A 12,624-nucleotide genomic window follows, 5' to 3' on the forward strand; every position below is an offset into this window, starting at 1 on the left:
GCCGGGACTCGATCGATGAATGTATGATTGGCCTGCAAGACCCCTTGAAATGCCGCCAGCGTCGACTAAATCGTAATCGCCGGTCGCCCTGTGGGATCGGCATTTCTCCCCGGACGGTGCTTTGTCCGGGGAAAGACCTAACTTGTATCCATGTTGCTTCACAAGGAGGATGTGGCTATGAGAACCACTCTCGACTTTGCTCCGTTTTTCCGGTCGAGCATCGGCTTTGATCGGATGCTGAACGCGCTCGAGGCCACGAGCCGTCTTGAGACGGCCGACAATTGGCCCCCCTACGACATAACCAAAACCGGCGAGGACGACTACCGCATCACCATGGCGGTCGCAGGTTTCTCGCATGACGAACTGGGCATCACCCAGGAGCGCAACGTCATGGTCGTGTCGGGTCAGAAGACTGGGGAGGACCAAGCTCAGTACCTGCATCGCGGCATTGCCGGGCGCACCTTCGCGCAGCGTTTCGAGCTCGCCGATCATATTAAGGTTGGCGGCGCAAACCTCGACAAAGGCCTGCTGACGATCGATCTGAAGCGCGAGGTTCCCGAAGAGATGAAACCGCGTCGCATTGAGATCGCGGCCGACAATGCTTCGACGACGGCCGGAACCAGCCAGGCCGAAACCGGGAAGCAAGCAGCCTGAGGCTGTTCTTCACGGCCGCTCAGGTAAGGCGCCAGACGAAGATGTCCGGCGCGGCGGAGAAACTTTTGTCAACTGAGTAAATACAAGGAGACAGATGATGAGTGTACGTGATCTGATTCCATGGGGCCGCAACAACGGCGATCAGCTTCCAACCCTTTTCCGCAATGGGGAGCGGGACCCGTTCCTGTCGCTACATCGGGAGGTAAACAGGCTGTTCGATGATGTTTTCCGCGGCTTTGACACCAAGCTACCGGCCTTTGGCAGGATTGCCTCTGCCGGAGCTGGCTGGCCGAGCGTCGAGATCTCGGACAACGACAAGGAGATCAAGGTCTCGGCCGAGGTGCCGGGTCTGGCGGAAAAGGATGTCGAAGTATTGCTGAGCGAGGGCGTGCTGACTTTGAAGGGCGAGAAGCGCTCAGAAACCGAGGACAAAGAACGACAATTCTCCGAGCGATTCTACGGTCAGTTCGAGCGGCGCATCCCTGTCGGGCTTGAGGTCGAGGCAGACAAGGTCAGTGCACGGTTCAAAAACGGCGTGCTGACCGTCACGCTACCCAAGACCGCGAAGGCGCAAGCTCAAATCAAACGGATTGAGGTAAAAAGCTGAGTGGTGCAGGGGCGGTGGCATGGGCGTGTCCGCCGCCCCTGCAAATAAAACAGGAAAGAGCCTACTTGCTCTTGATTTAGCTTGGTTCAAATCTGGCAATGAGCAAAGCGTCATTTGAACAGCCCGTCGTCTTCATGCTTCGCCCGAACTTGCTGCAGCGGGTCGGTAATATTGCTGAGGCCTCCTATTTTCTCTTGCATTGCTGGCCGCAAGAAAGAGGTCCGGCTTACCTGGCCGCACGCGACGCATGTTATCTCGCTGCCCTCGGTCAGATGAGTGCCGATGACTGCCGCCGTGCTTTCGCCAGGGCCCTACCTGAAGCAGGAATGCCGAGCCTCGACGAATTCGGTAACAGCAATTGCGCCTGTGCGGATGGAGACAGACCAGAGCCGGAAAGTGGATATGTCTGGTTTCCGGCCGACACAAAGGCCAGCGCGGTTCCGGCACGCCGCGAAGAGCTTTCAAGCAATCTAACTATGTCGGAAGTGGGGAAAGCCCTTCGTCGCATGCGCGAGCGGCACGGTGGAAACCCGCCGTCACTGTGAAATTCGAGAGGTGATGCCTATAAGGCTCGATGCTTTGTAGCAAAAAAGCTGAATGGAATCCTGGGCTCGGGAGGGAGCATCCTGAGCGAAGCGAGAAGGAGCATGTTAGGCGGCGAACCTTCGGTCGCAAGCCTTTTTCTAAGATAGCACTGACGAAGGAGGATGAAATGGTGAACATTGGCGATGTCGTTCGCGTCAAATCTGACGCAGTTTCATCACTTTCAGAGAGGGTTGACGCCGAAACAACTTTCGAAGTGATCGCCCTGCATTTCGGTCCTGGCAACGATCCGGAGGGGAACGTGGATTTGAGGCGCCCGGACGGCAAAATAGAACCGTGGTTTCCGGCTTCACGGCTCGAAAGGGCTTCTGCGCGTCAAAGCAATCGGCGGCAACGCTAACGCCGGTTTTAAGGTCGGGCAGTATCGGCGAGGCCTTAGCGTTCGCCCTGACTTTTTTGAAGAAGGGCGTCGCTTTCCATATCGCTAGCCCCTTGGGGAGGGTAAGAGCAAGATGACCGACGTAAGTTCACAGATTGATAGAATGAAACTTGGGGAATTGATCCAGCGAGTTAAGGAAGGCGAGAAACGTGATCCCAAGTTGGATTGCCAAATTGCAGTCGCCCTTCAGTATATCCCCGACGCGCTTGTTAAATATAGCAATGTCCGAGCTCATCCAACGTCGACAATAACCATGCTGTACAATGCCCCCGGGAAGGGGGAGACACCTGTTTTTATTCCAATGCTAACGTCGTCGCTCGATGCCGTCGAAAAGCTGAGAGCATGGGGCCTCCCGACGTGGAAGGTTGATGGCTTGCAGGCAAAGAATGACCAATACATCGTCCGGGCAACTTCAGAGTCCGGCGCCAATGTTCAGGCCGCGGCAACCACGGAGGTTCGCGCGAGACTGGCTGCGGTCCTCCAAGCGTTTCAGCGCGCGAATGAGTGAGCGCAGCGCGCCTGCTGGTGCCGCGTGCGGTGATAAAATTATTTTGCCCCGGCACTTGAAATGGCTGCCATTCCTCCCACCTCGTTGCCCGTCGGGTGCCCTTTGGGGCCTGCTGCGGACGTAGGCGGCGTCTGGCGTCCTGCTTGTAACCATGTTGCTTTCACGAGGATGTGGCTATGAGAACTTACGACTTCACGCCTTTTGCTCGATCGGCAATTGGTTTCGATCGCCTGTTCGATCTCCTGAATGCGGGTTCCAAGGAACCGATCGAAGGCCATCCCCCATACGATATTATCCGGACCGGCGAAGACAGCTTCCGCATCACCCTAGCGGTCGCGGGTTTCAAACCCAACGATTTAACCGTGACCGCACAGCAAAATCTATTGACGGTCACTGGCCGCAATACGGAAGCGAAGAACGGCCCGGAGTATATTTACCAAGGGATCTCGGTCGCACCCTTCGAGCGCCGCTTCGATCTGGCCGACTATGTCGAGGTCGACCATGCAAAGTTTGAAAATGGCTTGCTGCACATCGATCTGGCGCATCGGATCCCTGAGGTCATGAAGCCCCGCCGGGTCGAGATTCGCTCCTCTGCACCTGCCGGTCATGGTAAAGCGGCCAAGGCAGCTTGAACGCTATGGTTCGAGGGGCGTTACCCCGCCCCCTCCCCGACCACGGAGGATTGTGTCATGGAAAAGCGAGCACCACGAACCGATTTTGATTTTTGCCAACTTCTTCATCCCGGATCGGCTTTCGATCATCCCAAGGATGTCGTTGCCGATCCGGATCTGACGCTCAATGAAAAGAGGGCGATCCTGTCCGCATGGGCTTCGGATGCCTGCGCATTGGAGGCAATTCCAAGTCTTCGAGAGATTCGAAAGGGCCACGTGGTTCCGTTCGATGACATCATGGATGCATTGCGCGCCCTCGACAGCGATCAAGCGAACAGTCGGTCACACTACGATCGGACGGCACGTCGCCGCCGTGCGCTGAATGGCCGGCATTCTTCGGATGAGGGTAGTCGTTCCCCGCAATGAGACGCGGGCGTGTTTCACCTTCGAATGAGCCCCGAACGTTGGCAATTTCTGGGCTTTGCTTCGGAAGTCCTGTGCGACTCCAAGAGGTGGCCAGACGGTGGCAATTGTAATGGACCAGGATCATGGACACTCACCGTTTCGACAAGCCGGTGCGCGTTCTGCAGGATGCGGGGGTAGACGATCGAGATTACGGGCATTGTTGAGGCGCTAGAGTTGATGCGTTGCCATTGGCCGGATGACGGGGGCGATATTTATGATCGTGCTTTGGATGCCTGCTGCAAAGCCATATTGGATCGCGCGAGTGTTGAAGCCGCCAGATGCGCTTTAGTCGACGCTCTGTCGGCTGCAGGGCTTCTGGTCGTTCGTGATTTTGAGCACATTCTTCCGGTGCCTGGCTACTTCGGCCCGTCGGGTCACAATCCGTAGTCCGGTAGCACATCCACTTGAATGAATCAGAACGAAATTTGGTCCCCCTAGTCACTTCGGTAGTAGCTGGTAACAATGAAGCGGCATTGCCTGAAACGCATGAGAGATGGAAATGTCCAGGATCGGTGCTACCCGAATAAAGGCCTTGCTGTGTATCGCGTTGACAACAGGCGTGATTGCAACCTGTGCGCGGGCTGCGAGCTTCAAGCGGTCTGGCACTATTGCGACCATTAGCGGGGTGATCGAGGATGGAGATGACTTCAGACTGAACGCGTTGTTGCGTCAGCCAGAAAAGATCAAGCTCATCTACCTGAATAGCCCTGGTGGGAATCTCTATGCGGCGTACAAAATGAGCGAGTCAATCAGGGCATCCGGACTAGCGACCGCAGTCGACGCTTCTCATGCCATTTGCGCGAGCGCCTGTACGGCTATTTTCGTCGGAGGCGTCCGGCGCTATTACCTCAACGCCCAATCCATTGTTGACGGAAGCCGCCAAGGCCGTGGACTTGGCTTTCACAGCGCCAGCGATTGGAACGGTGGCGCCCTTCACGCCAATCAGGAAAAGTCGGATATAGGAAACGGTCTTCTCGCCTATGTGTACCGCGAGATGGGAGCGTCGGAAGCCAACACGTTGACCGGTCGCGCCAACTACACGGGCGTCTTTTGGATATCCGGACGCACCGCATTGTCGCTTAACGTCGCCACGAGCTTAGCCGGGCCGTGATGCCATTCGCGTCAATGTGCGGCTGATCGGAGGGTGGCCAGCAGAGACCTCCTTAATTTCTGTTTGGGTGACTGGCAGGAAAAACTCGGAAGTTCAACAGTGTCCCCGTTTATCGGTTTTTACTCAGGCTAAAGGCAGTCGCAGGGCTCGGCTTGCTCCCTAACCCCAATCGGGGAACAACTGTCCAGGTATCCACCTGATCTTGGCGTTACCGCCGATTCGATGCAGCGGGTTCGTTCATCAACATATGCGGTTCGTCCACTCGCTGCTGGCACCCTATTCCGTCGGCTAGCTGTTTGGAATTTGCATGGACGCAGCGCTGCGTTGTCACGACCCAAAAAAGGGCCGGCCCCTTTGGGCCGGCCCTCCTCGTAGCTGTAGCGGCCGCGCGATTAAAGCTTCGCCAGCATACGACAAAGCTTGACGAGATCGGCATCATAGGACTCGGAGGCGCCGACGATCAGGGCGCAGCGATTTTTAAGCGAGATACGCTCAGCGCGGCTCATGGTGGACAGTTCCGCCGAGACAGTGCCGACATTGACGCCCGTCCCCGAGGAGCCGGGATTCCCAGAGGTGGAGGTAGCAGGGGGAACATTGACGCCGATATTGGCGTTGACGCCGGTCGCTCCATTTACAGACGCAGCAACGTTGGCAACCGCCACCGGGGTGCCGGCCCTGATATTGGCATTCACGCCGGTCGCGCCATTCAGGGAAGCGGTTGCCTTGGCATTAACCACAGGCGTGATGGCAGTGATCCTGGCGTTTACGCCCTTGGCGCGCGTTGCCGATGCTTTGACATTGGCAGTGGCAAGCTTGGGCACGATGACTGTTGTGTTGGAATTCAAGCCATTGGCGTTGAGCGAAGTATCGCTGTTTGCAGTGACAGAACCCACGTTGGCGTTGACACCGACATTGGCGCCGCCGAGCGCGCCACCCACGGCGCCCACAGTACCGCCTACCGTGTTGCCGAGGCCACCCACGGCATTTCCGAGACCGCCGACGGCATGGCCGAGGCCACCCAATCCGCCACTGTTCTGAGCCAGCGCCGGAGCAGACATTACCAAAATACCACAAATGGCCGCCGCAACGGCCAATCCGTACCTATTCTTGCTAAGGATTCCAGACATCGAGGCCTCCGCCAGGGTTGAGTCCGACGTCGCGTTTGCTTTCCGAGCGTCGGATGAACGATTGCCTTTGAAACGCTTCGGATGCCGCCGGGTTCCGATAAATTGCGCAGAAATTTAGATTTTGTAAATAAGAATATAGAATTCATTCTCCAAATTGAATTGAAATTGCAAGATAAACCTATTTGCCATACCTGATGGCATTACGCTTCTTATAATAACAATTAGAAATACATAAGCAACTTTTGGAAAAGTGGCAAGAAACTTTTGGATGATGACATAAGGAATGCGCAATCCGTCTCGAAATCAAAGCGTTTTAGACCGACGTCGAGCGAGCGTTCGTCCAGATACAAGTTCTCAAGTGGTCAGCCACAATTCAAGTTCGATGGCGTAGAATACTGCGTTTGAGGGATGGCTCGTCACTACTTCTAAATGATTATAGGACGTAGAGCTGCCGGCCGCTCCCTCAGTCGGGGGCCGGTGCAACGTTCGCCGGGGCGGGCCATGGGATGCTGGCAGGTTAGCGATCCATCCCGCGATGCCCTTATAACAGGGCGCCGGCCGATTGTTGGACAGTTCCACGGACAGAGTTATACGAATTAGGCGACGATATTGATATTCGCCCGGTCAAGTCCAATCGTTGAACTGTCTCTTCGGCGAATTCATGTCTGTATTTCCAATGACTTCAAATCCTAGACAAGCGTTCAAGGTGTCGAATTAAGTCCCCTCATTCACCGGATTGAGCACGGCACGCGTCATGATCTCCAAGACTCCCGACGGAAAAGGTGGCAGCTACGCCTTTTACTCAGCACAGTATGCGCGGTTCGACACTCCCTTGGCTGCAGAAGTCAGGTTGGAGGCCTACGGTGAGGATTTTGGTCAACAGGGTTGGCGAACCATTGAAGAGCAAAATGAGATCATCGCGCTCATCCGTGATCAACCGCATGCTCACGTCCTCGATATTGCCTGCGGCTCCGGCGGACCTTCGCTGGCTATTGTTTTGGCCACCGGTTGCCGTCTTACCGGCGTAGACATCGAGCCCGAAGGCATTATGCGAGCCAGGCACAGGGCGCTAACGATGGGACTAAATCAACAGGTTGAGTTTATGGTGGCCGATTGCACCAATCGATTGCCATTTAACGAGGGTTCATTCGACGTGGCCATCTGTATCGATGCTGTAGTTCACTTGAAGGACCGGTCCTTGGCCCTCGCTGACTGGTTTAGGCTTCTGAAGCCCGGTGGTTGCCTAATCTTTACAGACGCCGCCGTGCTTACTGGCGCGGTATCAAAGCACGAAATCGACATTCGGGCCTCACAAAGTGACTTTGTTCTGGTCCCGCCCGGTTTGAATGAGGCGGCGATCCTCCAGGCGGGATTTCGTCTTCATAAATGTCAGGATACGACCCTTTCGACCGCCAATACGGCGCGTCGGCTACATCTGGCGCGAGAGCAGCGATCTGAAGGTCTAAAAGCGGAAGAAGGGGTTGAATGGTATGGGCAGCGACAATCGTTCCTAAAAGTCACAGCCGACCTCGCCGGCCAAACCAGATTGTCTCGATTCATCTATATTGCAGGGAAGCCAAATTAGGCGCCGATGCCAATGGCATCCCAAAATCGTTTGCGAAAATCACAAGTTCGCCTTTTTCAAAGCCTTTGTTTTTCGCAAGAGGGAAGCGTTGAACAGGCGTTGTCGCGGGTTGCGATGGCTGGGCGATCTCTGATCCGGATTTTCGCGGGGGGCCACCCGTCCAATGCGCCGCCATCCCGGCGGACGCCTTTGCCAAGACCACTTTAAGCGCGAGGCAGCTCGGACTATAGCGCGAAATCGGCGAAGCCCTCGCAGCAGCCCACTATCAACCGTTTCGGCGCAAGGGAGACATAATTCTGCGTTGGCGCCTATCGAGCGCTGAACCGTATTATGGGCGACAAAATTGCTTCCCAATTCCATGAGAGTCGACCACTCGTCGCTCACCAGGTGGACATCGGGAGCCACTCATCACTCATGATACGCTCGATTTCGGCCGTGGATGCCTCATCCATCACGGTGGCCCCCGCCGGGCCGACTGGGTTCCGGTATAACGATCCTGCGGACCTTGAACCAATGTTAGTACGGGCATCTTGGTCGTCCTTGTTTGTCCCGGACGGCCACGGCTTGGCCCCGATCAGCAACGCACGAAGCTCATATGACCGGGAGCATAAAGATTTGTGGGGCGGTCAGGTCGCCTGGGCTGTTTCGTCGTGCTCATAATTGTCGTTCGTCGTGCCGGCGCCATTGATGTAAGCGGTGTGACAACGCTTTGCGTGGCGCTATAGTTTTTTCAATTTGTGGGATCTTAGACGGGCTTTAGCCCAATATCGATCTTTTCTCAATCCGCCGGTCCCTGCTCGCTGCTGAAAGAAAGAAAGCGGAAATGTCAGGGTTCAGACGTTGCCGTCAATGCGACACTGATAATCGCGAGGGCCGGCGTTTCTGTGCCAATTGCGGGGCAGCCTTACCTCGCGCCTGCGACCAATGCGGATTTCTAAATGAGCCCTCTGAACGTTTTTGCGGAGGCTGCGGCGCCCGTTTGCTGGAGGTGGGTGCGGAGGGAGGGCTTGGCGTTCGCCACGAGCAGAGTGTCCCTCAAAGCGAAAGAAGGCAAGCGACCGTCCTGTTTTGCGATCTATCAGACTACACCGTTCTGACCGCCGAGCGCGATCCGGAAGACACACATGCCATCCTTCAGCGCTTTTTTGAGGCCGTGGACACGGTGATGGCGAAGTTTGGAGGTGTGGTCGAACGACATATCGGCGACAACGTCATGGGCGTCTTCGGGGCTCCCCTCGCGCATGACGACGATCCCTACCGCGCGGTGCTGGCCGCGGAAGAAATCCATCGAGCAATCGCGTCGATTGGAGAGGAAATCGGCATCGCGCTCTCGGTACATATCGGCATCGCGTCCGGGACGGTCATGGCCAGCCACACGGGCAGTAGCCTAAAGGCTGCTTATGCCGTGGTTGGAAGTGTCGTCAACCTGGCAGCTCGCATCCAGGGTCTGGCCAAGGCTGGCCAAACCCTTGTCTCACAATCTGTTCAGGAAGCCACACGTGGGATGATCGAGCTGGAGCCGTTGGGCGATGTCAGCCTCAAGGGCTTCGATATTCGCGTCCCCATCTGGCGGGTGGTCGGGAAGCGTCGGGACCGGGATACGGAATGGGGCATGCCCCTGATCGGGCGGCGGGGCGAGATCAGGTTGATTGGTTCGCTCCTCGCGGAAGCCCAGGAAAGCGGCCAGGGCAAAACAATCTACATTCGTGGAGAAGCCGGCATCGGTAAAACCCATCTGATCAGCGCTGCTGGAGACTTGGCCATAAGACAGAATTTCTCCTACCACAGGGCGCTTATTCTGGATTTCGGCGTTGGACAGGGCCGCGATGCGCCTCGAACCCTTATCGCAAGTCTAATCAATCTCAGTCCGGGAAGCTCTGACGATGATAGAACGGCCGCTGCTTCGCGTGCCATAGAAGAGGGCCTCGTGGCTCCCGGCAACGCGATCTTTTTGAACGATATGCTCGATATCCCTCAGACGCCCGAATTGCAGGCGCTCTACACGACCATGGATGACGCAGCCAGAATTAAGGGAAGGCGGCAACTGGCGTTGGATCTTTTTCGTGCTGCCAGCCAGAGGCGTCCGCTCTTCCTGGTTGTCGAGGATTTGCATTGGGCCGACCAGACCACGCTTGATACGATGGCAGCACTCGCCGAACTTTCCCAGAGAGTCTGCCTGATCCTTGCGATGACATCGCGTATCGATGGGGATCCGCTCGATGGCGCCTGGCGCGGCCGCGTGCATAACAGCATCACGACGATCGATTTGGGGCCCCTTCGCCCTGAAGAAGCGGCGGTGTTTGCCGAACAGTTGAGAATTGCCAATTCGAGGCTCGTGCAGCGGTGCGTGGAGAGAGCGGGTGGCAACCCGCTTTTTCTGCAGCAGCTCTTACGAAGCTCAGAGGAGAGCGCGGTCCTGGAGGACATACCCGCCACAATCCAGTCGTTGGTGTTGTCACGCATGGATCGGCTTGGCGCCTCCGACAAGTCCGCCCTGCAAGCAGCGGCGGTGGCGGGGCAGCGGTTCTCACTCGAGCTCGTCCGCGCCCTCATTGGAGATCAGGCTTACTCGCCATCCAATCTGATAGGCCATCAGATGGTGCAGCCAGAAGGTGACGAGCTCCTGTTTTCGCACGCGTTGGTGCGCGATGGGGTCTACTCATCGTTGACCCACGAGCGGCGGCGCCTGCTGCATCGCGCTTCGGCCGAGTTCTACAGGCGCAAGGACCCCATCCTGTATGCCGAACACCTCGAACAGGCAGGCGCTGCCGAGGCGGCGGGGGCCTATGCGGAGGCTGCAATTTCGGAGGCATCCGGCTATCGCTTTGATACGGCACTTGCCCTCGCCGAGCGAGGCAAAGCGATCGCGAAGGCTGCAGCAGATTGCTTCGTTCTTGACGCGCTGCTTGGGGACTATCTGCGGGAAACCGGCCGCGCCAGTGAATCGCTCGAAGCCTGGCAGGCCGCCCTCCCAAATGCGCCGAACAGCGCCGACCGGTGCAGGGCGTTGATTGGTATAGCCGCTGCACATCGTATCCTGAGCCGATACGAACCCGCGCTTTCTGCGCTGGCCGAGGCGCAACTGCTTGCTCAAGGGGAGGAGCAAGCGCTGGAGCGAGCCCAGATCCATTACTATCGGGGCAATATACGGTTTGCTCAGGGCGATGCGGACAAATGCCTTTCCGAACACCAGAACGCTTTGGCCGCGGCAAACAGCCTTGCCAATCCGGAGTGGACAGCTCGAGCCTGGAGTGGACTTGGAGATGCGCACTATACGTCCCGCCGTATGCAGACCGCGCTGAACGCATTCCAGAATTGCGTCTCGATCTGCGACCAGCACGGCTTTGGGCGTGTTGCATTGGCGAACAGAATCATGATCGGCCACTGCTTGAGTTATCTGCAACGTACGGATGAATCGCTTGAGATCATCGACAACGCAGGCAAGATTGCCGTACTCGCGGGAAATCCCCATGCGGAGATGTTCGCGATCCAGTCCCTGGTTACAGTACTCGTTGAGACCGGCCGTGCAAAGGACGCACGCGAATATTTCAAGCCAGCTCTTTCAAAGGCGCAAAAACTAGGAGCTCGCAGATACGAGGCGAACATATTAGCCAAAGGGGCCGAAGTTTTATTGCTGCAGGGTGAACATGATGAGGCCCTCAAGTCGGCAAAGGAGTCCGTAGCAATTTGCCGAGAGGTGGGAATGGGCTTCACAGGCGCCTATGCGCTTGCGGTTCTGGCCAAGGCGAGCAACGATCTTTCAGTCAGGTCGTCTGCTCTCTTGGAGGGAGAGGAGGTGTTGCGTCAGGCAAGTACGGGACACAATCGCATATGGTTCTATCGAGTTGCATCCGATGTTTATATCGAGGAGCGCAATTGGGATCAGGCGGACAGGTGCGCTAATGAGCTGGAAGCGGCGACGATCGACGAACCTCTTCCGCTCGTAAACTTTTTGAAATCCAGGATAAGGGTTCTTTGCAAAGCCGGTCGCGGTGAACATACTCGTGATGTCGGCCATCAAATTTCGCGGCTTTTGGAGCAAGGCGTTGCATGTCGGCACGACGACTGGCTGCCGGCTCTCTACAAGGCATCAGCGGCATTAGAGAGCGGTATTCAGGCGTAGCTCACGACGCGCTCAAGCGCCTCGAATTCATTCGCTGCCAAGATCGGGGCGCGCAATATGTATCCTCAGCCTGCACCGGTGCTTTCCCTAACGGAGCGGTCTGGCCTATGCACGACCGGCGAGCGACAATACGAGGAGGGGCGGGTCGTTCGCGATGGCAATGTTTTCGCAGCGGCCAGCGTATCAGCAGAAATTCATTTCACATTTGACATCGTTGCCGAGTTGGCTAGGCCCAAAGTCGCAAAGGCGATTCAGCTTGGCATCGAATATGACTCCGACCCACCCTTCGAAGCCGGTCACCGTAGCAAGGGTAAACCCGTTCACCCCGAATTTGGTCAGGTTGTAGACTCCGAACAGGGCGGACGCTCTCCGTCCAGCAATCGAACTGGCGTTCACCACGTCGGCGACGTTTCGTGGTCCATCTTCCGCTGCCGTCAGCAGGTGCGGCAGGCCGCATGCGTGATGCAGAGCAGGCCGCGCACATTGACGACCAGCATCCGCTCACATTCCTCGACGTCCGCTCCCACGATCGGCCCGATGAGCATGAGGCCGGCATTGTTGATCAGGATGTCGATGCGGCCGAACCGCCCGACGACCATCTGAACGGCGACCTCGGCCTGTGTCTGATCGGCGATGTATGAGAGGACGGCCGGTGCCGTTCCGCCCGACGCTTCGATCTCGGTGACGAGCGCGTCGAGGCGGCCCTGCCGGCGGGCAGGTAGGGCGACAGATGCGCCTGCCTGGGCCAGGCGACGTGCCGTTACCGCCTCGATCCCGCCGCTGGCGCCGGCCACGATCGAGACGGTCCCTTCAATTTCAAAACCATGAAGACATCTTTCTCATCAACCAGT

13 protein-coding genes and 1 pseudogene are annotated in these 12,624 nt (G+C 57.0%); 12 read left to right on the top strand and 2 right to left on the bottom strand.

Annotated features, from left to right (window positions below; all coding sequences use genetic code 11):
- The first annotated feature begins 177 nt into the window (after nt 1-177).
- From QQL24_RS17930 to QQL24_RS17965, 9 genes are all read left to right on the top strand, one after another.
- Nucleotides 178-654 carry an Hsp20 family protein gene (locus QQL24_RS17930; protein ID WP_284313662.1) on the top strand — a complete coding sequence of 159 codons (477 nt, stop codon included), beginning with the start codon at nt 178-180 and terminating at the stop codon, nt 652-654.
- A gap of 97 nt (nt 655-751) precedes the next feature.
- Complete coding sequence (locus QQL24_RS17935) at nt 752-1,261, top strand: Hsp20/alpha crystallin family protein (RefSeq protein ID WP_284313663.1); 510 nt, start codon at nt 752-754, stop codon at nt 1,259-1,261.
- A 98-nt stretch (nt 1,262-1,359) separates the two neighbouring features.
- Nucleotides 1,360-1,806, top strand: a complete 447-nt coding sequence (locus QQL24_RS17940; RefSeq protein WP_284313664.1) for a DUF982 domain-containing protein — start codon at nt 1,360-1,362, stop codon at nt 1,804-1,806.
- Between the two features lie 167 nt (nt 1,807-1,973).
- Nucleotides 1,974-2,204, top strand: coding sequence for a hypothetical protein (locus QQL24_RS17945; RefSeq protein WP_284313665.1), 231 nt, complete (start codon nt 1,974-1,976; stop codon nt 2,202-2,204).
- Nucleotides 2,205-2,316: 112 nt separating this feature from the next.
- Nucleotides 2,317-2,751, top strand: coding sequence for a hypothetical protein (locus QQL24_RS17950; protein WP_284313666.1), 435 nt, complete (start codon nt 2,317-2,319; stop codon nt 2,749-2,751).
- Nucleotides 2,752-2,927: 176 nt separating this feature from the next.
- Nucleotides 2,928-3,383, top strand: coding sequence for an Hsp20 family protein (locus QQL24_RS17955; RefSeq protein WP_284313667.1), 456 nt, complete (start codon nt 2,928-2,930; stop codon nt 3,381-3,383).
- A 57-nt stretch (nt 3,384-3,440) separates the two neighbouring features.
- Nucleotides 3,441-3,788 (top strand): hypothetical protein, encoded by a 348-nt coding sequence (locus QQL24_RS17960; protein WP_284313668.1) that lies wholly within the window; start codon nt 3,441-3,443, stop codon nt 3,786-3,788.
- A gap of 195 nt (nt 3,789-3,983) precedes the next feature.
- Nucleotides 3,984-4,214 (top strand): DUF982 domain-containing protein, encoded by a 231-nt coding sequence (locus QQL24_RS36680; RefSeq protein WP_431310707.1) that lies wholly within the window; start codon nt 3,984-3,986, stop codon nt 4,212-4,214.
- A gap of 112 nt (nt 4,215-4,326) precedes the next feature.
- Entirely contained in the window at nt 4,327-4,938 is a 612-nt protein-coding gene (locus tag QQL24_RS17965; RefSeq protein ID WP_284313669.1) for a hypothetical protein, read from the top strand.
- Nucleotides 4,939-5,330: 392 nt separating this feature from the next.
- Here QQL24_RS17965 and QQL24_RS17970 read toward each other — a convergent pair whose 3' ends face one another.
- Nucleotides 5,331-6,065, bottom strand: coding sequence for a hypothetical protein (locus QQL24_RS17970; protein ID WP_284313670.1), 735 nt, complete (start codon nt 6,063-6,065; stop codon nt 5,331-5,333).
- Nucleotides 6,066-6,819: 754 nt separating this feature from the next.
- On the opposite strand from QQL24_RS17970, the gene QQL24_RS17975 reads away from it, so the two are divergent.
- The 3 genes and pseudogenes from QQL24_RS17975 to QQL24_RS17980 all read left to right on the top strand — a co-directional run bounded on the left by QQL24_RS17975 (nt 6,820) and on the right by QQL24_RS17980 (nt 11,773).
- Complete coding sequence (locus tag QQL24_RS17975; RefSeq protein WP_284313671.1) at nt 6,820-7,650, top strand: class I SAM-dependent methyltransferase; 831 nt, start codon at nt 6,820-6,822, stop codon at nt 7,648-7,650.
- Between the two features lie 823 nt (nt 7,651-8,473).
- Nucleotides 8,474-8,611 (top strand): annotated as a pseudogene (locus QQL24_RS36685) (double zinc ribbon domain-containing protein); the annotation flags it as partial.
- 27 nt (nt 8,612-8,638) lie between these two features.
- On the top strand, nt 8,639-11,773 hold the full coding sequence (locus QQL24_RS17980) for an adenylate/guanylate cyclase domain-containing protein (protein ID WP_284313688.1): 3,135 nt from the start codon (nt 8,639-8,641) through the stop codon (nt 11,771-11,773).
- Between the two features lie 434 nt (nt 11,774-12,207).
- Here QQL24_RS17980 and QQL24_RS17985 read toward each other — a convergent pair whose 3' ends face one another.
- The gene (locus QQL24_RS17985) at nt 12,208-12,567 is read right to left on the bottom strand and encodes an SDR family NAD(P)-dependent oxidoreductase (protein WP_284313672.1); all 360 of its coding nucleotides are present in this window, start codon (nt 12,565-12,567) and stop codon (nt 12,208-12,210) included.
- Nucleotides 12,568-12,624: the final 57 nt, after the last annotated feature.

Origin of the sequence: Labrys miyagiensis, assembly GCF_030160835.1 — a bacterium.
GTDB lineage: Bacteria > Pseudomonadota > Alphaproteobacteria > Rhizobiales > Labraceae > Labrys > Labrys miyagiensis.